Raw genomic sequence first — 20,700 nt, forward strand, 5'->3', positions numbered from 1 at the left:
AAAGGAGAACAGAATGAAAGCATACACAGAGCGTGTATTTGGAAATGTTGAGGGCAAGGATGTCTTGGCCTATCGCTTTGAGACAGACGGTGGCTACCAGCTTGAGGTTATGACTTATGGTGCGACCATCTTGCGTTATGTCACACCTGACAAGGCTGGAAATTTTGCCAATGTTATCTTGGGATTTGATGACTTTGATAGCTATGTAGGCAATAGTCCCAAGCATGGGGCTAGTGTAGGGCCTGTAGCAGGACGTATTGCTGGTGCGACATTTGAGCTCAATGGCAAGACTTATGACCTTGAAGTCAACAATGCTAGCAACTGTAACCACAGTGGTTCAACTGGTTGGGATTCCAGCTTGTTTGAAGTTGTAGAAGTAAGTAATCATGGCTTGACCCTCTACACAGAGCGTACAGATGGGACAGGAGGGTTCCCTGGTAACCTCAAGATTTGGATCAGTTACCACTTGGAAGAAACTGGTGCCTACGAAATCAGCTACAAGGTAACAACAGATCAGGATACGCTGGTCAATCCAACCAACCACAGTTATTTCAACTTGTCTGGTGATTTCACAAAGACGATTGACCGCCATGTCTTCCAGCTAAACACAGAGGGGATTTACCCAATCGCTCCCGACGGTGTTTCAGCCAAAACTCCAGAAGCCGACCGTGATGTGGCCAAACACATCTACAATGGTGCCTTGTTGAAGGATATTTTTGCAGAAGAAGATGAGCAAATCCAACTGGTATCTGGTTTGGATCATCCAATCGCTCTTCCTGCAAGTCATGACAATGCTGGTTTCCTTTATGACCAAAACTCAGGTCGCTTCTTGCTCTTCAAGACAGAGGCTCCTTGTTTTGTAGTCTACACAGCAAACTTTGTGGATGAAAGTGTCATCATAGGGGGTCAGCCAATGGTACAGCACAATGGGATTGCCCTTGAAGCGCAAGCTTTACCAGATGCCATTCACAGTGACCTCAGAGACCAAGTCATCCTTAAAGCCGGTCAAACCTTCACAAGTAAGACACGTTATGAACTTGTTGTGAAGTAAAGAATGAAGTTTCTACTTTGCGGGGTGAATAGCATTTGCCTTATAACACTAGTAGAAACAGGCAAAGAATAGGAAAATATGATATAATTAAGTGTCAAAAAGTATTTATCAAGATACGATTCAAAAGATATAAGGAGTAAACAATGAAGAAAATTGTATTTGCTAGTGCTTTGGCTTTGACCTTGGCAGGAGCAGTTTTGACAAATGATGTTTTTGCCAATGACAGATTGGTGGCAACGCAATCTGCTGATGGTAATGTATTGACCTCAGAGGTGCTAAAACCTTCTAGTGGCAATGTTTTGGTTGGAATCAAAGGAGAATTTGTAGCTCCTCATCAACAATCTATTTTGGATGCCATTAATGCTATTCGTAAAGAAGCAGCTGACGAAGGTTTGGTAGATAAGTATGTCCCTATCAAATGGTCAACTGACCTAGAAAAGGCAGCTTTTGTTAGAGCTACAGAAGCATCTGTGACTATGAAACATGAGCGTCTTTCTAATAAAGAAATCTGGAGCGCCTTTCCAACTGGTAACAGCATGATGGGAGAAAATTTGGCATGGAATCATGACGGTTTTCTAAAAGCTATTGAACAATGGCGTTCTGAAAAAGCAGATTATGTGAAGAAAAAAAATAGTGGTTCAGACAACGGGAAATCTGGTCACTATGAGTCGCTAATTAACCCTAAATTTACACACATGGGAATGGCAGCTTTTAAAAATCCTAACAATCAATACAAAGCTATTACAATCGCTCAAACTCTAGGTGATGATGCTTCTTCAGAGGAATTGGCTGGTGGATATGGTTCTGCTGTTCAGTACACAGAAGTGACTGCCTCAAACCTTTCAACAGTTAAAACTAAAGCTACGGTTGTAGAAAAACCACTGAAAGATTTTAGAGCGTCTACGTCTGATCAGTCTGGCTGGGTGCAGTCTAATGGCAAGTGGTATTTTTATGAGTCTGGTGATGTGAAGACAGGCTGGGTGAAAACAGATGGTAAATGGTACTATTTGAATGACTTAGGTATTATGCAGACTGGATTTGTAAAAGTTTCTGGTAGCTGGTATTATTTGAGCAATTCAGGTGCTATGTTTACAGGCTGGGGAACAGATGGTAGCAGATGGTTCTACTTTGATGGCTCAGGAGCTATGAAAACAGGCTGGTACAAGGAAAATGGTACCTGGTATTACCTTGATGAATCAGGTATCATGAAGACAGGTTGGTTTAAAGTAGGCAAGTACTGGTACTATGCATATGGTTCAGGAGCTTTGGCTGTGAACACAACAACACCAGATGGTTACCGTGTAAATGCTAATGGTGAATGGGTAAGCTAGGCTGAACATGCCGACTGAGAGGTAAGTTATCCGTCTCACTAGCAACAAGAATGAACGATAAGAAAGAGGTTGATGGCGAACATTGACCTCTTTTTTGGAGTGTCTCGAGTCAGTTGCTATTCACTGAAAATAAGGACGAGTCATCGCTGGAGTATTCCTAATTCAAAAATCAAGTTTGAACATTTGCTTTTGGTATCTGTTTATTTCTGGAATGTGAGCTTTATACTCTTCGAAAATCTCTTCAAACCACGTCAGCTTCGCCTTGCAGTATATATGTTACTGACTTCGTCAGTTCTATCCACAACCTCAAAACGGTGTTNNACAGTGTTTTGAGCAACCTACGATTCGCTTCCTAGTTTGCTTTTTGATTTTCATTGAGTCTCATCTGCAATAGAAAAGCAGTGTGAGAAGCAAATACACACCAGAATAAAAGAGAAACTCTAGGAAAGAAAATGTAAAGAAATACGAAAGTTTTCAAAACAATTTTCATAAAAACTTTGATAAAACAAATAAAATCCCGAACAAAAATGTAACAAAAATTTAATATAAAACACTTGACAAAGATTTGTGGGGGGGGTATACTTAATATAGGCATAGTCTGAAAATGATTATCAGAAAAGAGGTAAATGATGAATAAGAAAAAAATGATTTTAACAAGTCTAGCCAGCGTCGCTATCTTAGGGGCTGGTTTTGTTGCGTCTCAGCCTACTGTTGTAAGAGCAGAAGACGCTCCACAAGCTGTCGAACAATCTTTATCAGAGAAGCAACGAGAATTCTTATCTAATTTTGATAAAGCTGCAGAAGCTATAGTTAAAGAATTAGAAGAATATTTAGAGAATGCAAAAGGAGATCCAGAATTAGAAAAACAAATTCAAGGGTTTATTGATGAATTTAAAAAACGAACTGAAGCTCAGAAGGCTGACTATGAAAAACGCTTCAAAGAAGGTCTAACTGTAGAAAAGGCTGAAGAAGAAGTAGAAGAAAAAGCTAAAGAAGAGGAAGTTGCAGAAGAAAAAGAAGCTAAGGAAGAAGCAGCTGCTCAAAAAGAATTCTTATCTAATTTTGATAAAGCTGCAGAAGCTATAGTTAAAGAATTAAAAGAAGATTTAGACAATGCAAAAGAAAATCCAGAATTACAAAACCAAATTCAAGGGTTTATTGATGAATTTGAAAAACGAACTAAGGCCCAGAAGGCTGACTATGAAAAACGCTTCAAAGAAGGTCTAACTGCAGAAGACGCTGAAGAAGCAATAGATGAAGCTAATAAAAAAGCTGCAGAAGAAGCTGCAGAAAAAGCTAAGGAAGAAGCAGCTGCTCAAAAAGAATTTTTAGCTAATTTTGACAAGGCATTAAAGGATACGATTGCAAAATTAGAAGAAGATGCAAAAAATAATCCTGAAATAGAAGAACAAATTCAAGATACGATTGCAAAATTAAAAGCAGAAGCAGATAAAACAAAAGCTAAAATCGTAGAAGGTTTCAAACAAGGCTTAACTGCAGAAGACGCTGAAAAAGCAATCGATGATGCAAATAAAAAGTCAGCAGAAAAAGAGAAAGCGGCTCAGGAAGAATTTTTAGCAAACTATGATGCAGCATTGAAAGCAGCAATCGCAGAATTAGAAAAAGCTGAAACTAATAGTCCAGAAGAAGCAAAAGCAAAAGCTGATACAATTGCAGCATTAAAAGCAGCATCAGATGAAACAAGAAAACAAATTGTAGAAGGCTTCAAAAAAGGCTTAACTGCAAAACAAGCTGAAAAATTTATCGATGAATTAAATAAGAAAGCTGCAGAAGAAGATAAAGCTAAAGAAAAACCAGCAGAAAAACCAGCGGAAAAACCGGCGGAGAAACCAGCAGAAAAACCAGTGGAAAAACCGGCAGAGAAACCAGCAGAAAAACCGGCAGAAAAACCGGCGGAGAAACCAGCAGAAAAACCAGCGGAAAAACCGGCGGAAAAACCAGCAGAAACTCCAGCAGAAAAACCAGCGGAAAAACCAGCAGAAAAACCAGCTGAAGAGCCATCTCAACCAGCTCCAGAAACTCCAGCCCCAGCTCCAAAACCAGCTGGAGACACTCCAGCACAACCTTCTGTTCCTGCAAGACCATCTAATCCGACATATGTCCCTTCATACCCTTCATATGTTCCATCATACAGCTCATATTCTGTAGTAGAACCAGCTAAACCAGCCGCTCCAAAAACAGGTTGGAAACAAGAAAACGGTATGTGGTACTTCTACAATACTGATGGTTCAACGGCGACAGGATGGCTACAAGACAACGGTTCATGGTACTACCTAAACGCTAATGGTGCTATGGTAACAGGTTGGCTACAAAACAATGACTCATGGTACTACCTCAACAGCAATGGCGCTATGGCGACAGGATGGCTCCAATACAATGGCTCATGGTACTACCTCAACGCTAACGGCGCTATGGCAACAGGTTGGGCTAAAGTCAACGGCTTATGGTACTACCTAAACGCTAATGGTTCAATGGCAACAGGTTGGGTGAAAGATGGAGATACCTGGTACTATCTTGAAGCATCAGGTGCTATGAAAGCAAGCCAATGGTTCAAAGTATCAGACAAATGGTACTATGTCAATGGCTCAGGTGCCCTTGCAGTCAACACAACTGTAGATGGCTATAGAGTCAATGCCAATGGTGAATGGGTAAACTAAATCTAATATAACTAGTTAATACTGACTTCCTGTAAGAACTCTTTAAAGTATTCCCTACAAATACCATATCCTTTCAGTAGATAATATACTCTTGTAGGAAGTTTAGATTAAAAAATAACTCTGTAATCTCTAGCCTGATCTATGGCGCTAGAGACTACGGAGTTTTTTGATTGGTAAAGAATGGCGGCACTCAAGAGACTCTTAGTTTGCTATTTGATTTGAAAATTACAAATTCTTTCTCTTCTTGGCATTCTTGGTCAGGGAAACCTGGTAAGTATCCTGTTCTTTAGTGAGGTAATGGATGACTTGAAAATCATCGGTTTGAGCCTTGAAATCCACTTCGTAGACAGTGGTGACTTGTTCTCCATCATTGCTGGTATCAATGGAGATGAGGTCTAACTCAGTACAGAATTGTGATAGCCCAGATTGGATAGTTTGAAGTTGATTTTCTTGGTTGGCGATTGTGATAGTTAATAGTCTGCGACGTTGGTGATTGCTCTTGCTTTGTTGCTTTTCTAAAAGAAGCCATACCGCTAAGATAAAGACAGTGAAGAGAACAGCTAAGGCTAGGTAGCCTGTCCCTGCTGCCAGCCCAATAATCATAGCAAGAAAGATAGCAATTAGTTCCCGTGAGCCACTGGTGGCTGAACGGAAACGAATGAGGCTAAAGGTTCCTGCAACGGCAATAGAGGTTCCTAAGCTACCATTTACCAGAAAGATGACCAAGGTCATCAAGCAGGGGAGTAGTGTCAAACTAACAGCAAATTCCCGTGTATAGAGGGTACGGTGTTTGTAAGCCCAGGTCAGCGCCAAACCTAAAATCAGGCTGACCAAGAGAGCCAGAAAGAGCTGGATAGGATTGGCAGTGGCAGTTGTGTCGTTGAAGATAGAGTTGAAAAGATTAGACATAAGTAGTACCTACACTTTCTGTGCTTGGTCGTGGGCTATAGTCCAGCCCCTGAGACTTGTGGTAGGCGCAGCTGTATTTTGAAAATTTCTGCTCTACCAGTCCATATTGGTCTAGAATATCTTGTAGCCATTGGGGTTTTCTACCCGGAGCTTTGATTTCCATGATGACAATGTCCTCGTTTAGTAGAGGGAAACCGTCCTTTCCTGAGAATAAACTGACATTCTCATCACGATAGGTTAGATTTTGGTCAATGGTGACACGAATTTTATTGTAGGGAAATCCGCTAATTTCTTTCTTTTCCTTGAGAGAAAAGCGGTCGTAGTAGATATACATACGAGGGATGATGGCTTGCTGATATTCCTCTTGGAGTTGCTGGATTTTTTCAATCATCATTTGGTCCTTGATGCTGCTATCCAGCTGTCCTTTAGTCATAAACTGGGTGATAGATTGGGGATTCGACAAGAGACGATATTTTCGTCCGACACCAGTCCTGTCCTTGGATTTGATTTCTAAAAATACCTGACTATCGGGCTGGACTTGACTTAGATAGGTTCGCATCCGAATCTTTTCTTTACGCTTAGTACCTTGGCCATCCTCCTGAATCATATCAAATTGCTCTGTATCAAAGTAGATGTTGGAAATGGTTGAAGTTGGATAATCATCCTCGACGAGGTATATTTTTAAGTCTTCTATTAAATCAGCCAAGTCAGTCTTGGCAACGACATATTTGGTTTCAATTCGTTTAAAGCTTGTTTCAATTGGTTTCATAAATCCTGTCTCCTTTATCAAACTGTTTCAGCACTCTATCTTATCAGCAGATAGGTGTGTCTGGGCAAGTTGCACTTGCTTGTGACTAGTCTAGGGAACTTTCCTAAAACTTTTGTTAAAGATAACTTAACTGAAACTGAATTTAAGAAAACTTTCAGAAAAAGTTCAGACTTTTTTCAGATTTCCCCTGTAAACTAAGCTCAAGCTAAATGAAGGCGAGGAAAAAAGTATGAAATCAAAAAAATGGACTCTAATCTTAACCAGTTTAACAGCTTTGACCTTGATGACAGCTTGTGGGCAGTCAACGACCAAGTCAAATACAACTGCAGCGGCAGATACCACTGCTATTACAACTTCAACTAAAAACAGTCAATCTTCTTATTTTACAGAAAAGGACTACGATACATCTTATGATGAAAATACAGCCTCTAAGATTGAATTGTCGGGCTCATCTGCAAGTGTCTCTGGAGACGGTGTGACAGTTTCTGGCTCAACAGTGACTATCTCAAAAGCAGGTACCTATGTCATTTCTGGTCAGTCTGACGGAGTGCAAATTAAAATTGCAGCTGATAAGTCTGATGATGTGAAACTTGTTCTCAAAGGCGCGACCATGACTAATACAGATGCGGCTATTTCAGCGACATCAGCCGGTCATGTCTACCTAACTCTGGCAGAAGGAACGACAAACAGCCTGTCCGACTCAAGCTCTAATAGTGATGAAAAGGCAAATGCCGCTCTCTTTTCTAAGGTTGATTTGACCATCAATGGTTCAGGAACTCTCAATGTAGATGGCAAGAAAAGCAATGCTATCAAGGCTAACGACACCCTCCACATCACAGGTGGAACCTTTAACATCACATCGGTAGGCGATGCCTTTAATGTCAATGATGAACTTAACATCACTGGTACGACCATGACGATCGATGCCAAGGAAGATGGTGTCAAAGTTGACAATGATGACGATATGACTGTGGGAAATATGTATTTGGCGAACAATACCATAACAGTCACAGCAGGCGATGACGGCATTCACGCTTCTGGCAACCTAGTGATTGATAGTGGTACTTACACAGTCAAGAATGCGACTGAAGGAATTGAAGGGAAAGCCATTACGATCAATGGTGGTGATATCAATGTCTACTCGACAGATGATGGAGTCAATGCAGCCAATAAAAATGCCCAGCAAAGTGACATTTACTTTACCATGACAGGTGGAAATCTAACTGTCGAAGTCGGTCAAGGGGACACAGATCCGATTGACTCAAACGGGAATATCACAGTCACAGGCGGAACCATTAAATTGATAGGACAATCAGGCTTTGACTTTGATGGAACAGCAACCTATACAGGTGGGGATATTTACATCAACGGCGAAAAACAAACTGATATTGTCAATTCTATGCCTGGAGGCGGCGGTCCGAATGGAGGTCCTCAAGGCGGCGGTCCAGCCCCTGGCGGACGAGGATAAACAGAAAACTAGGCTGGACAAGAAGTCTTTGAAATCAGAAAAACGCATAGTATCAGGTCTTGAGAAACCTTGGTACTATGTGTTTTATTGTGGGGAGATTTACTTCATTTTCTCCTGAAGTCGACTTTTTGCCCAACATCGTTTTGTCCTGCTATTTGAGTTGTTCTACTTGACTCCAAGTAAAAAAGGAGTATAATGTTGTAATAAATAAAGTTACAATAAAAAACAAAGGAGAAATAGATGACCTACGCATACAATAGTAAGATTTATTTGGCAGAGGCTGTTTTAAATGTTAAGGATTTGGCAAGTCAGACTGCCTTTTATCATCAGATTCTAGGTTTGAAAATCCTTTCTCAGACAGAATCTGAAAGTATTTTAGGAGCTGGTGGAAAGGCTTTGGTTCATTTACTGAAAACAGACAGGCTAGAGGAGGTGCAAGATCACTATGGTCTCTATCACCTAGCTATCCTTTTACCAAGTCGTGAGGATTTGGCAAATCTGTTTAAGCATATAGCAGAGCTGCAAATTCAGCTAGTCGGTGGGGCGGATCATGGCTACAGTGAAGCAATCTATCTGGAAGATTTAGAAGGGAACGGGATTGAAATTTATCGGGATAAGCCTGTAGAGGACTGGGATATTCTTGAGGATGGGCGCATTGTCGGAGTGACTGAAGCCTTATCTGCTCAAGAAATATATGAGATGGGATGTAAAGTAGAACCTTTTGAGATAGCCTCTACTACGCGTATGGGGCATATTCATCTTTCTGTCAGGGATAGTCGAAAATCCAGCCAGTTTTATCAAAAAGTGTTAGGACTAGAGGATAAATTCAGTGTGCCTAGCGCTAGTTGGATTGCGTCTGGGGATTATCATCATCATTTAGCAGTCAACGAGTGGGGAGGAAAAAGGCTACCCAGAAATGAACAAGGATTACCCGGCTTAGCCTACTATGTCATTGAAGTCGCAAGCAAAGAAGAACTTCTAGCAATTGCCGAAAGAGGACAAGAAGTTGAAGCGCCTATCAAGTGGCTGACATCAACTCAGTTAGAAGTGACAGACCCAGATGGAATCGTGACGCGTATCCGCTTAGCTAGATAGGATGTGATGGAAATTAGAGTATAAATTGTAGAAAGTGCTCCTTATCCTAGTCAGATATGTAGAAAATTTGATATGATAGTAGGAAATAAGGAGAAGAATGCAATGACCAGTGAATACCAGAAAATGATAGCAGGAGAGTTTTACCGTCCGTCGGATCCAGAACTGCGTGCCTTGGCTCAGGCTTCTCGCCAAAAACAGGCTGCTTTTAATAAGGAAGAAGATCTCTTGAAGGGAGCTGAAATCATTAAGGCTTGGTTTGGCTCAACTGGGAAAAATCTTTATATCAATCCGCGCCTGGTGGTCGATTATGGAATCAATATCCATCTAGGGGAAAATTTTTATTCTAACTGGAACTTGACCATGCTGGATGTTTGTCCGATTCGTATTGGAGACAATGCCATGATTGGTCCCAACTGTCAGTTCCTGACTCCACTTCATCCGCTGGATCCACATGAGCGCAATTCAGGTATCGAGTACGGTAAGCCTATCACAATCGGAGACAATTTCTGGGCTGGTGGTGGCGTCATTGTACTGCCTGGAGTTACACTTGGGAATAATGTTGTCGCAGGAGCAGGGGCCGTGATTACCAGGTCCTTTGGAGATAATGTTGTGTTAGGTGGCAATCCTGCGCGCGTGATTAAGGAGATACCTGTGAAATAGAAGTAGAAAGGAACAGCGGGTGTTGTTTCTTTTCTGTCATTCCCTTGTTCTTCTATAATGGAGAAAAAGGGAGTGGAGATAAAAACTTCTTCTATATTTTTTACCCAACCCACATTTACTTACTCTATATCTTAGCAAGTCTGCTTCATTGATCAATTTTAAATCATCTTGTAACTGGGATGCTTTTTGATGCAAGAAGTACTAGTGTAGGAGAGAGTTTTTGTGGATGACTCGATGATGTCAATGATTTTTTCTATTTATTTTCAGTCAAAGATGATACAATAGTAAGGTCGCAAACACTAGACTGCGCAGGCAGGAGGTAATCTTATGTGCTTATTTCATCGAACTTGTCTTGCTACCTATTCTTGCTGGTACACTAGCGAATGTCTTATCGGAGTGGCTTATCCGATTTGTAGCAAGCAAATGCGACAAGAAAAAGAAATAGCCTGAGCGCCTTGAGCAAGCGCAAAAAAACACCACTGGCGGCAACCGGTGGTGTTTTCTTATGTGCTTATTTCATCGAACTTTTAAGCAAGTCCATTGTACCATTAAAAAGAGTCTCTGTCAAAAATATTGTTATTGTATTGTTTCTCTCCTCAGTTCATCAGCCCCTCCTTGACACTCCGTCAATTTTTGATACAATAGTACAAAATTAGAGGAGGTAGGTTATGATTCAGAAACACGCGATTCCCATTTTAGAGTTTGATGATAATCCTCAGGCGGTTATCATGCCCAATCACGAGGGGTTGGATTTACAGTTGCCAAAGAAGTGTGTCTATGCTTTTTTAGATGAGGAGATTGACCGCTATGCGAGGGAAGTAGGGGCCAACTGTGTCGGTGAATTTGTTTCTGCCACCAAGACCTATCTAGTCTATGTCATCAACTATGAGGGTGAGGAGGTCTGTCTGGCTCAGGCTCCTGTTGGTTCAGCTCCAGCAGCCCAGTTTATGGATTGGTTGATTGGCTATGGTGTGGAGCAGATTATTTCCACAGGTACCTGTGGTGTCTTAGCCGATATAGAGGAAAATGCCTTTCTAGTCCCTGTTCGCGCTCTGCGAGATGAAGGAGCCAGTTACCACTATGTGGCACCTTCTCGTTATATGGAAATGCAGCCAGAGGCTATTGCTGCTATTGAGCAAGTTTTGGAAGCTAGAGAGATTCCTTATGAAGAAGTCATGACCTGGACGACAGACGGTTTTTACCGAGAAACGGCTGAAAAGGTGGCTTATCGTAAGGAAGAAGGCTGTGCTGTTGTGGAGATGGAGTGTTCTGCGCTTGCGGCAGTAGCCCAACTGCGTGGCGCTCTCTGGGGAGAGTTGTTGTTCACAGCTGATTCCTTAGCTGACTTGGACCAGTACGATAGTCGTGACTGGGGTTCAGAAGCTTTTGATAAGGCCTTGGAACTCTGTCTTGAAATAGCCTTTCAGATATAGCCTTTCAGATATAGCCTTTCAGATATAGCTACTCTCCTACTTTTTATGGTACAATGGATGTATGTTATTCAAATTATCTAAGGAAAAAATAGAGCTAGGCTTATCTCGTTTATCGCCTGCCCGTCGTATTTTTTTGAGTTTCGCCTTGGTTATTTTACTAGGCTCTCTTCTTTTGAGCTTGCCTTTTGTCCAAGTTGAAAGCTCACGAGCGACTTATTTTGATCATCTCTTTACAACCGTATCCATGGTCTGTGTGACAGGTCTTTTTACCCAGCCTGTCGCTGCCACCTACAATATTTGGGGTCAGCTCATTTGTATGTTCTTGATTCAGATTGGTGGTCTGGGGCTCATGACCTTTATTGGGGTTTTCTATATCCAGAGCAAGCAAAAGCTTAGTCTTCGTAGCCGTGCAACTATTCAGGATAGTTTTAGTTATGGAGAGACTCGATCTTTGAGAAAGTTTGTCTATTCTATTTTTCTCACGACTTTTTTGGTTGAGGGTTTGGGAGCTCTATTCCTCAGTTTTCGTTTTGTTCCTCAACTTGGCTGGGGGCGCGGTCTCTTTAGTGCTATTTTTCTAGCTATATCCGCCTTCTGTAATGCCGGTTTTGATAATTTTGGAAGTACGAGCTTGATTGCTTTTCAGACTGATCCCTTGGTTAATCTGGTCATCGCAGGTTTGATTATCACAGGTGGTCTTGGATTTATGGTCTGGTTTGACCTTGCTACGCATATAGGGAAAAAGAAAAAAGGGCGCCTGCATTTTCACACCAAACTGGTTTTATTACTGACGGTGGGGCTCCTAGCTTTTGGGACGGTGAGCAGTCTCGTTCTTGAATGGAACAATGCAGGGACGATTGGTAATCTCCCTGTTGCAGATAAGGTCTTGGTCAGCTTTTTCCAAACTGTCAGCATGAGAACGGCTGGTTTTGGGACAATTGATTACAGCATGGCTCGTCCTGTTACCTTATTGATTTATATCTTGCAGATGTTTCTAGGTGGGGCTCCAGGAGGAACAGCTGGGGGGTTCAAGATTACCACATTTTTTGTCCTCTTGGTCTTTGCGCGGAGTGAGCTTTTGGGCTTGCCTCATGCCAATGTCGCTCGACGGACGATTGCGCCACGAACCGTTCAAAAATCCTTTAGTGTCTTTATTATCTTTTTGATGACATTCTTGCTGGGCTTGATTTTACTAGGGATGACAGCCAAGGGAAATCCTCCCTTTATCCACCTCATATTTGAAACCATTTCTGCTCTTGGGACAGTCGGAGTGACGGCGAATTTAACTCCAGATTTAGGGAAATTAGCTCTAAGTGTGATTATGGTTCTCATGTTTATCGGACGAATTGGTCCCTTGACCCTGCTGGTCAGTCTAGCAGATTACCATCCAGAAAAGAAAGATATGATTCACTATATGAAAGCAGATATTAGTATTGGTTAAGAAAGGAAAGAGCATGTCAGATCGTACGATTGGAATTTTAGGCTTGGGAATTTTTGGGAGCAGTGTCCTAGCTGCCCTAGCCAAGCAGGATATGAATATTATCGCCATTGATGACCACGCAGAGCGCATCAATCAGTTTGAGCCAGTTTTGGCGCGTGGAGTGATTGGTGACATCACAGATGAAGAATTATTGAGATCAGCAGGGATTGATACCTGCGATACCGTTGTAGTCGCGACAGGTGAAAATCTGGAGTCGAGTGTGCTTGCGGTTATGCACTGTAAGAGTTTGGGGGTACCGACTGTTATTGCCAAAGTCAAAAGTCATACTGCTAAGAAAGTGCTAGAAAAGATTGGAGCTGACTCGGTTATCTCGCCAGAGTATGAAATGGGGCAGTCTCTAGCACAGACCATTCTTTTCCATAATAGTGTTGATGTCTTTCAGTTGGATAAAAATGTCTCTATTGTGGAGATGAAAATTCCTCAGTCTTGGGCAGGTCAAAGTCTGAGTAAATTAGACCTCCGTGGCAAATACAATCTGAATATTTTGGGTTTCCGAGAGCAGGAAAATTCCCCATTGGATGTTGAATTTGGACCAGATGACCTCTTGAGGGCAGATACCTATATTTTGGCGGTCATCAACAACCAGTATTTGGATACCCTAGCAGCATTGAATTCGTAAAAGAGGGAGCTTCCCTCTTTTTTGATGCCCAAGATGGCAACGAGAGACAGAAGCCTTGTATTCTAGTAAAAGTTCTTCAAAGGCTGGACTTTATGGTAAAATAGAAAGAAGTGATAAGAGAGAGTAATACTCAATGAAAATCAAAGATCAAACTAGGAAACTAGCCGCAGGTTGCTCAAAGCACTGCTTTGAGGTTGCAGATAAGACTGACGAAGTTAGCTCAAAACACCGTTTTGAGGTTGCAGATAGAACTGACGAAGTCAGTCACATATATACGGCAAGGCGACGTTGACGCGGTTTGAAGAGATTTTCGAAGAGTATAAGAAAAAATCAGTCCCCTAAAGGAGCAGATTATGAAGTTATTGTCTATCGCCATTCCTAGCTATAATGCTGCAGCCTATCTTCATTACTGTGTGGAGTCGCTAGTGATTGGTGGTGAGCAAGTTGAGATTTTGATTATCAATGACGGGTCTCAGGACCAGACTCAGGAAATCGCTGAGCGTTTAGCCAGAAAGTATCCTAGCATCGTTAGAGCCATTTATCAGGAAAATAAAGGCCATGGCGGTGCGGTCAATCGTGGCTTGGCAGAGGCTTCTGGGCGTTATTTTAAAGTAGTTGACAGTGATGACTGGGTGGATCCTCGTGCTTACCTGAAAATTTTGGAAACCTTGCAGGAACTAGAGAGCGAGGGTCAAGAGGTAGATGCCTTTGTGACTAATTTTGTCTATGAAAAGGAAGGTCAGTCTCGTAAGAAGAGTATGAGTTATGAGTCAGTCTTGCCTGTTCGGCAGATTTTTGGCTGGGACCAGGTCGGAAATTTCTCCAAAGGCCAGTATATCATGATGCATTCGCTGATTTATCGGACAGATTTGTTGCGTGCTAGCCAGTTCCAACTGCCTGAACATACTTTTTATGTCGATAATCTCTTTGTCTTTACGCCCCTCCAGCAGGTCAAGACCATGTACTATCTGCCTGTCGATTTCTATCGTTATTTGATTGGGCGTGAGGACCAGTCTGTCAATGAGCAAGTGATGATTAAGCGCATTGACCAGCAACTCAAGGTCAATCGACTCTTGGTAGACCAGCTTGATTTATCCCAAGTGAGCCACCCCAAAATGCGAGAATATTTGCTGAATCATATTGAAATCACGACGGTGATTTCCAGTGCCTTGCTCAACCGAGCTGGAACAGCGGAACATCTGGCAAAAAAACGGGAGCTGTGGACCTATATTCAGCGGGAAAATCCAGAGGTCTTTCAGGCTATTCGCAAAACCATGTTGAGCCGTTTGACCAAACATTCTGTCTTGCCAGCTCGCAAACTGTCCAATGTTGTCTATCAAATCACCAAATCTGTTTATGGATTTAATTGATATAAGTATTTTATAAGAGGGATTTAAGAAAAATTTTAACTTTTTCTTAGTCCTTTTTAATTTTAGGAGATTATACTAGAGTCATCAAATAAAGAAAAACTCTAAGGAGAATCCTATGAAATTCAATCCAAATCAAAGATATACTCGTTGGTCTATTCGCCGTCTTAGTGTCGGTGTTGCCTCAGTTGTTGTGGCTAGTGGCTTCTTTGTCCTAGTTGGTCAGCCAAGTTCTGTACGTGCCGATGGGCTCAATCCAACCCCTGCTCAAGTCTTACCCGAAGGGGAATCGGTAACGAAAGAGGGTGACTTAGCAGAAACTCAGGGAGACACCGTTCTTGCTGAAGCGAAACCTGAGGTCGTTGCTGGAAATACGAATTCACTTCCGACACCTACAGAAGGAACTGAAGTGAGCGAGGAAACAAGCCCTTCTCGTCTGGATACACTTTTTGAAAAAGGTGAAGAAGAACAAGAAAATCCAGAGCTAACAGATGTCTTAAAAGAAGCTGTAGATACAGCTGATGTGGCAGGGACACAAGCAACTCCAGCAGATATTGAAAAAGCTGTCGATGAGGATGTTAAAGACAGTATCGATGTCCCAGCTGGCTACCTAGAACAAGCCAAAGTTCCCGGTCCTTTCTTGGCTGGTGTAAACAAACCACTTAAATATGAACTTTTCGCAGGCGATGGTATGTTGACTCGTCTCTTGCTCAAAGCATCTGACAAGGCTCCATGGTCAGATAACGGTGTCGCTCAAAACGAGAAAATTCCACCAGTGAAAAATTTACCTGATGACAAGTATTACTATCAAGTATCTTTGAATGGTAACACCACAGGTAAGCAGGGTCAGGATTTATTAGATACACTTCGTACTAATGGTACAAATACCTATGAAGCTACCCTGACTGTCTATGAAGCAGCCGGAGATAAACCTGATTTGACTAAGGTTGTCAAGACACGTAATGTCAATATTACCTTGAACGGTCTTGTAACAAGAAGCGATGTTAACTCTGCAGTTGAAAACAACGTTAAAGACAGTATCGATGTTCCAGCAGCTTATCTTGAAAAAGCTGAAGGAAAAGGTCCTTTCACTGCCGGTGTAAACCAAGTAATTCCTTATGAACTATTCGCAGGTGATGGTATGTTGACTCGTCTCTTGCTCAAAGCTTCTGATAAGGCTCCATGGTCAGATAATGGTACAGCTAAAAATCCTGCTTTATCTCCATTAGGAGAAAATGTGAAAACAAAAGGTCAATATTTCTATGAAGTAGACTTAAATGGCAATACTGTTGGTAAACAAGGTCAAGATTTAATTGATCAGCTTCGTGCTAATGGTACTCAAACTTATAAAGCTACTGTTAAAGTTTACGGAAATAAAGACGGTAAAGCTGACTTGACTAATCTAGTTGCTACTAAAAATGTAGACATCAACATCAATGGATTAGTTGCTAAAGAAACTGTCGAAAAAGCTGTTAAAGATAACGTTAAAGACAGTATCGATGTTCCAGCAGCCTACCTAGAAAAAGCCAAGGGCGAAGGTCCATTCACAGCAGGTGTTAACCATGTGATTCCATATGAACTCTTCGCAGGTGATGGCATGTTGACTCGTCTCTTGCTCAAAGCATCTGACAAGGCTCCATGGTCAGATAATGGCGACGCTAAAAATCCAGCCCTATCTCCACTAGGTGAAAATGTGAAGACCAAAGGTCAATACTTCTACCAAGTAGCCTTGGACGGAAACGTGGCTGGCAAAGAAAAACAAGAACTCATCGACCAGTTCCGAGCAAACGGTACTCAAACTTACAGCGCTACAGTCAATGTCTATGGCAACAAAGATGGTAAAGCAGATTTGACAAATATCGTAGCAACTAAAAAAGTTACTATTAAGATAAATGTTAAAGAAACATCAGACACAGCAAATGGTTCTTTCTCACCTTCTAACTCTGGTTCTGGCGTGACTCCGATGAATCACAGTCATGCTACAGGTGCGACTCATCAAACGGCTGCTGACCATAAGGACATGATGGCACCAGCCAAAGAGACTGATAAAGCAATGCCAGCAAATGACCAAATGGAAAAATCAGGTATGAAGACTGAGACTCCAGCTCCAGGTACTACAGATAGCATGCCTGCTGACACCATGACAAGCTCTACCAATACGATGGCAGGTGAAAACATGGCTGCTTCTGCTAACAAGATGGCTGATACGATGATGTCAGACAAGATGATGTCAGATGATAAAGCTATGCTACCAAATACTGGTGAAGCTCAAACATCAATGGCAAGTATTGGTTTCCTTGGGCTTGCGCTTGCAGGTTTACTCGGTGGTCTAGGTTTGAAAAACAAAAAAGAAGAAAACTAATCAGCTAAGGAAATAAATGAGGGATAGTAGGCTGACTAAGGCTAGTTTACCAACTCAATCAGCAATCAGGACTTTCTTTCAATAGCAGATTAAAATCATCGTAAAACAATAAAAATAGTGTTATACTTAAAGCAGTATAGCACTGTTTTTATCAAAGGAGAGACAGATGGGAAAGACAATTTTACTCGTTGACGACGAGGTAGAAATCACCGATATTCATCAGAGATACTTAATTCAGGCAGGTTATCAGGTCTTGGTAGCCCATGATGGACTGGAAGCGCTAGAGCTGTTCAAGAAAAAACCGATTGATTTGATTATCACAGATGTCATGATGCCTCGGATGGATGGTTATGATTTAATCAGTGAGGTTCAATACTTATCACCAGAGCAGCCTTTCCTATTTATTACTGCTAAGACCAGTGAACAGGACAAGATTTACGGCCTGAGCTTGGGAGCAGATGATTTTATTGCTAAGCCCTTTAGCCCTCGTGAGCTGGTTTTGCGTGTCCATAATATTTTGCGCCGCCTTCATCGTGGGGGCGAAACAGAGCTGATTTCCCTTGGTAATCTGAAAATGAATCATAGTAGTCATGAAGTTCAAATAGGAGAAGAAATGCTGGATTTGACTGTTAAATCATTTGAATTGCTGTGGATTTTAGCTAGCAATCCAGAGCGAGTTTTCTCCAAGACAGACCTCTATGAAAAGGTTTGGCAAGAAGACTATGTGGATGATACCAATACCTTGAATGTGCATATCCATGCTCTTCGACAGGAGTTGGCAAAATATAGTAGTGACCAAACGCCCACTATTAAGACAGTTTGGGGGTTGGGATATAAGATAGAGAAACCGAGAGGACAAACATGAAACTAAAAAGTTATATTTTGGTTGGATATATTATTTCAACCCTCTTAACCATTTTGGTTGTTTTTTGGGCTGTTCAAAAAATGCTGATTGAGAAAAGCGAGATTTACTTTTTGCTTGGGATGACCATCGTTGCCAGCCTTGTCGGTGCTGGGATTAGTCTCTTTCTCCTATCACCGGTCTTTACGTCGTTGGGCAAACTCAAGGAACATGCCAAGCGGGTAGCGGACAAGGATTTTCCTTCAAATTTGGAGGTTCAAGGCCCTTTAGAATTTCAACAATTAGGGCAAGCTTTTAATGAAATGTCCCATGATTTGCAGGCAAGCTTTGATTCCTTGGAAGAAAGCGAACGAGAAAAGGGCTTGATGATTGCTCAACTTTCGCATGATATTAAGACTCCTATCACTTCAATCCAAGCGACGGTAGAAGGGATTTTAGATGGGGTTATCAAGGAGTCGGAGCAAGCTCATTATCTAGCAACCATTGGGCGTCAGACGGAAAGGCTCAATAAATTGGTTGAAGAGTTGAATTTTTTGACCCTAAACACAGCTAGAAATCAGGCGGATATGACTAGTAAAGACAGTATTTTTCTGGATCAGCTCTTGATTGAGTGCATGAGTGAATTTCAGTTCTTGATTGAGCAGGAGAGAAGAGATGTCCACTTACAGGTAATCCCAGAGTCTGCCCGAATTGAGGGGGATTATGCCAAGCTTTCTCGTATCTTGGTGAATCTGGTTAATAATGCTTTTAAATACTCTGCTCCAGGAACCAAGCTGGAAGTGGTGGCTAAGCTGGAGAAGCACCAGCTTTCAATCAGTGTGACCGATGAAGGACAGGGGATTGCCCCAGAGGACTTGGAGAATATTTTCAAACGCCTTTATCGTGTAGAAACTTCGCGTAATATGAAGACAGGTGGTCATGGCTTGGGTCTTGCGATTGCGCGTGAATTGGCCCATCAATTGGGTGGAGAAATCACAGTTACTAGCCAGTACGGCCTCGGAAGCACCTTTACCCTCCTTCTTAACCTCTCTGGGGTAAATTCCCAAACTAAGTTCCACCGCTAATCCAAGTGGAAGTTAGTCTGATAAAAATCCTAAAAACCAGTGGAAATCCGTGTCAGAGTAAGTTCCACTGGTTTTAATCATGCTTGATTTCATCGCTTTTGTAACTAAAATGAATCGAAAAAAAGAGCGCACAAAATCCCCTCATCTGAAAGCGTTTCAGATTAAGTTCCGCTATGGTGGAAGTTAGTGTGAGACGTTTGAATAGGGTTTTAGGTTAGTTTTTAGAACTTATGTTGAAGTAATGTAGACGACTGGCAGACGTCTTCTGCAGGTATTTTAGAAATGCCGAGAAGCTTAGGAATCTCTTCTCCATAGGTAAAGGCAAAGAGCTCATAGGCTGACTTTCCATTTAAAGCAGCACGTTTGACGCTGTTGACATGCGAACAGACGAGATTGATGTCCTCTTGAGTTAAGTTGTCAAAAGAAGTTCCTTTGGGTAGAATGTCGCGAATCAGCGTGTGATTTTTCTCAATTCTCCCTTTCTGGTCAGAGCGATTAGGGTCACAAAAGAATAGCTTACTCTCTCCTCGCACATCCATTTCGATATCATCAACCCTGGCAAACTCTCCACCATTATCTGTCAGGATGACAGGAAAGAGTTGGAAGAAATCTTTGGCAGCTTGGTGAAGAGTGTTCTTGATGTCATAGAGGTGTTTGGTAACCTCAAGGGCAGTTTTATTATCCAGAAGCCTAGCGAAGATAAAGTTACAGAAAGATAGATTGAAGGTGAGTAGGACTTTACCTCCCATCCTCCCCAGAACTGTATCCATTTCCAGCCAAGAGTCTAGTTGATTCAGTGCTAAATAGTTTTGGAAATCCTCATAGGAACGGCCTTTTTTAGCTTCTTTAGGGATGGAAGGTAGCTTACTTTTTCGTCTTTCTTTGAATTTAACGGCTCTGGCAAGATCAATCGGAGCGATAGATAGGTACCCTTTTCGGATGTGTCGATAGACAGTTGAGGAGCTGACATCAAGGTTATGAGTTTTGAGAATATGATAGATGTGTTGTCCTTTTTTAACCCCATCAGAAATGACTTTGTCCATGTCCCAGAAGGTCTTGGAATTGAGGGGAGTTCCTTCACGAGCTTCGCCAAGAGTTTGTTCGTATTGTTTTTGAGCTTGCTTAGCGAGGTAGAAGATCTTCTTATAGCCACAATTCTGTCTTCTTTTAGGGCAGCCGTTACAGACAAAGGGAGCTTTGTCGAGTAGAGGGCAAGGAAGGTTATGGCATGTAGACTCTCGGACTTGTCTGTTTCGTTTGACTTCTTTAGAAACAGTAGTCGGGTCTTTTAGAATGGATTGTCCAATAGCTTTGAAGGTTTCACTGCGCTCTAAGCCTAATTGGATATCATTGCGGTCTGAAAGGGTAAGGTGTTTATGTTTTGTCATAGTGAGCCTCATTTCTAACTCTAACGTCTCACACTTAATTCCACCATAAAAATCCGTTTTAGACTAATTTCCACTTTGGTCAGGCAAGTGGAAGTTACTTTGAGAAGTTACAAACCTCTCTGGCAGGTAAATTCCCAAACTAA

At 41.8% G+C, this 20,700-nt stretch carries 16 protein-coding genes; 13 read left to right on the forward strand and 3 right to left on the reverse strand.

Going from position 1 to position 20,700, the window contains the following annotated elements:
• Positions 1-13 precede the first annotated feature (13 nt).
• The 3 genes from HT728_RS05175 (at position 14) to HT728_RS05185 (ending at position 5,060) form a co-directional block, all read left to right on the forward strand.
• The gene (locus HT728_RS05175) at positions 14-1,051 is read left to right on the forward strand and encodes an aldose epimerase family protein (RefSeq protein ID WP_173234185.1); all 1,038 of its coding nucleotides are present in this window, start codon (positions 14-16) and stop codon (positions 1,049-1,051) included.
• A gap of 143 nt (positions 1,052-1,194) precedes the next feature.
• Positions 1,195-2,382, forward strand: coding sequence for a CAP domain-containing protein (locus tag HT728_RS05180; RefSeq protein WP_173234187.1), 1,188 nt, complete (start codon positions 1,195-1,197; stop codon positions 2,380-2,382).
• Between the two features lie 629 nt (positions 2,383-3,011).
• Entirely contained in the window at positions 3,012-5,060 is a 2,049-nt protein-coding gene (locus HT728_RS05185) for a hypothetical protein (protein WP_173234189.1), read from the forward strand.
• A gap of 225 nt (positions 5,061-5,285) precedes the next feature.
• On the opposite strand, the gene HT728_RS05190 is transcribed toward HT728_RS05185, so the two are convergent.
• A complete protein-coding gene (locus HT728_RS05190; protein ID WP_173234191.1) occupies positions 5,286-5,969 on the reverse strand; it encodes a DUF4956 domain-containing protein in 684 nt (227 codons plus the stop codon).
• On the reverse strand, positions 5,962-6,738 hold the full coding sequence (locus tag HT728_RS05195) for a polyphosphate polymerase domain-containing protein (RefSeq protein ID WP_173234193.1): 777 nt from the start codon (positions 6,736-6,738) through the stop codon (positions 5,962-5,964). The genes HT728_RS05190 and HT728_RS05195 overlap by 8 nt, the downstream gene beginning before the upstream one ends.
• A gap of 229 nt (positions 6,739-6,967) precedes the next feature.
• On the opposite strand from HT728_RS05195, the gene HT728_RS05200 reads away from it, so the two are divergent.
• From HT728_RS05200 to HT728_RS05250, 10 genes are all read left to right on the forward strand, one after another.
• Complete coding sequence (locus HT728_RS05200) at positions 6,968-8,206, forward strand: carbohydrate-binding domain-containing protein (RefSeq protein WP_173234195.1); 1,239 nt, start codon at positions 6,968-6,970, stop codon at positions 8,204-8,206.
• Between the two features lie 240 nt (positions 8,207-8,446).
• Entirely contained in the window at positions 8,447-9,301 is an 855-nt protein-coding gene (locus tag HT728_RS05205; protein WP_173234197.1) for a VOC family protein, read from the forward strand.
• A 102-nt stretch (positions 9,302-9,403) separates the two neighbouring features.
• Positions 9,404-9,961: a sugar O-acetyltransferase gene (locus HT728_RS05210; RefSeq protein ID WP_173234199.1), complete on the forward strand. Its 558-nt coding sequence runs from the start codon at positions 9,404-9,406 to the stop codon at positions 9,959-9,961.
• A gap of 668 nt (positions 9,962-10,629) precedes the next feature.
• A complete protein-coding gene (locus HT728_RS05220) occupies positions 10,630-11,394 on the forward strand; it encodes a nucleoside phosphorylase (RefSeq protein ID WP_173234201.1) in 765 nt (254 codons plus the stop codon).
• Positions 11,395-11,455: 61 nt separating this feature from the next.
• Entirely contained in the window at positions 11,456-12,835 is a 1,380-nt protein-coding gene (locus tag HT728_RS05225; RefSeq protein ID WP_173234203.1) for a potassium transporter TrkG, read from the forward strand.
• A gap of 13 nt (positions 12,836-12,848) precedes the next feature.
• Positions 12,849-13,514, forward strand: a complete 666-nt coding sequence (locus tag HT728_RS05230) for a TrkA family potassium uptake protein (RefSeq protein ID WP_173234205.1) — start codon at positions 12,849-12,851, stop codon at positions 13,512-13,514.
• 353 nt (positions 13,515-13,867) lie between these two features.
• Positions 13,868-14,884 carry a glycosyltransferase family 2 protein gene (locus HT728_RS05235; protein ID WP_173234207.1) on the forward strand — a complete coding sequence of 339 codons (1,017 nt, stop codon included), beginning with the start codon at positions 13,868-13,870 and terminating at the stop codon, positions 14,882-14,884.
• Positions 14,885-14,999: 115 nt separating this feature from the next.
• Positions 15,000-17,243, forward strand: a complete 2,244-nt coding sequence (locus HT728_RS05240; protein WP_173234209.1) for a PavB family fibronectin-binding SSURE repeat adhesin — start codon at positions 15,000-15,002, stop codon at positions 17,241-17,243.
• A 166-nt stretch (positions 17,244-17,409) separates the two neighbouring features.
• Complete coding sequence (locus HT728_RS05245) at positions 17,410-18,108, forward strand: response regulator transcription factor (protein ID WP_000520643.1); 699 nt, start codon at positions 17,410-17,412, stop codon at positions 18,106-18,108.
• Entirely contained in the window at positions 18,105-19,169 is a 1,065-nt protein-coding gene (locus HT728_RS05250) for a HAMP domain-containing sensor histidine kinase (RefSeq protein WP_173234211.1), read from the forward strand. Before HT728_RS05245 ends, HT728_RS05250 begins: the two co-directional genes overlap by 4 nt.
• Before the next feature lie 221 nt (positions 19,170-19,390).
• On the opposite strand, the gene HT728_RS05255 is transcribed toward HT728_RS05250, so the two are convergent.
• Positions 19,391-20,557, reverse strand: coding sequence for an IS30 family transposase (locus HT728_RS05255; RefSeq protein ID WP_173234213.1), 1,167 nt, complete (start codon positions 20,555-20,557; stop codon positions 19,391-19,393).
• Positions 20,558-20,700 lie beyond the last annotated feature (143 nt).

This window comes from Streptococcus sp. 544 (genome assembly GCF_013277385.1).
GTDB classification, from domain to species: Bacteria; Bacillota; Bacilli; order Lactobacillales; family Streptococcaceae; genus Streptococcus; species Streptococcus mitis_BA.

Excerpts from the sequence above, each read along its gene's own strand:
- HT728_RS05175 (WP_173234185.1), top strand. The coding sequence starts at position 14 with ATGAAAGCATACACAGAGCGTGTATTTGGAAATGTTGAGGGCAAGGAT.
- HT728_RS05180 (WP_173234187.1), top strand. The coding sequence starts at position 1,195 with ATGAAGAAAATTGTATTTGCTAGTGCTTTGGCTTTGACCTTGGCAGGA.
- HT728_RS05185 (WP_173234189.1), top strand. The coding sequence starts at position 3,012 with ATGAATAAGAAAAAAATGATTTTAACAAGTCTAGCCAGCGTCGCTATC.
- HT728_RS05190 (WP_173234191.1), bottom strand. The coding sequence starts at position 5,969 with ATGTCTAATCTTTTCAACTCTATCTTCAACGACACAACTGCCACTGCC.
- HT728_RS05195 (WP_173234193.1), bottom strand. The coding sequence starts at position 6,738 with ATGAAACCAATTGAAACAAGCTTTAAACGAATTGAAACCAAATATGTC.
- HT728_RS05200 (WP_173234195.1), top strand. The coding sequence starts at position 6,968 with ATGAAATCAAAAAAATGGACTCTAATCTTAACCAGTTTAACAGCTTTG.
- HT728_RS05205 (WP_173234197.1), top strand. The coding sequence starts at position 8,447 with ATGACCTACGCATACAATAGTAAGATTTATTTGGCAGAGGCTGTTTTA.
- HT728_RS05210 (WP_173234199.1), top strand. The coding sequence starts at position 9,404 with ATGACCAGTGAATACCAGAAAATGATAGCAGGAGAGTTTTACCGTCCG.
- HT728_RS05220 (WP_173234201.1), top strand. The coding sequence starts at position 10,630 with ATGATTCAGAAACACGCGATTCCCATTTTAGAGTTTGATGATAATCCT.
- HT728_RS05225 (WP_173234203.1), top strand. The coding sequence starts at position 11,456 with ATGTTATTCAAATTATCTAAGGAAAAAATAGAGCTAGGCTTATCTCGT.
- HT728_RS05230 (WP_173234205.1), top strand. The coding sequence starts at position 12,849 with ATGTCAGATCGTACGATTGGAATTTTAGGCTTGGGAATTTTTGGGAGC.
- HT728_RS05235 (WP_173234207.1), top strand. The coding sequence starts at position 13,868 with ATGAAGTTATTGTCTATCGCCATTCCTAGCTATAATGCTGCAGCCTAT.
- HT728_RS05240 (WP_173234209.1), top strand. The coding sequence starts at position 15,000 with ATGAAATTCAATCCAAATCAAAGATATACTCGTTGGTCTATTCGCCGT.
- HT728_RS05245 (WP_000520643.1), top strand. The coding sequence starts at position 17,410 with ATGGGAAAGACAATTTTACTCGTTGACGACGAGGTAGAAATCACCGAT.
- HT728_RS05250 (WP_173234211.1), top strand. The coding sequence starts at position 18,105 with ATGAAACTAAAAAGTTATATTTTGGTTGGATATATTATTTCAACCCTC.
- HT728_RS05255 (WP_173234213.1), bottom strand. The coding sequence starts at position 20,557 with ATGACAAAACATAAACACCTTACCCTTTCAGACCGCAATGATATCCAA.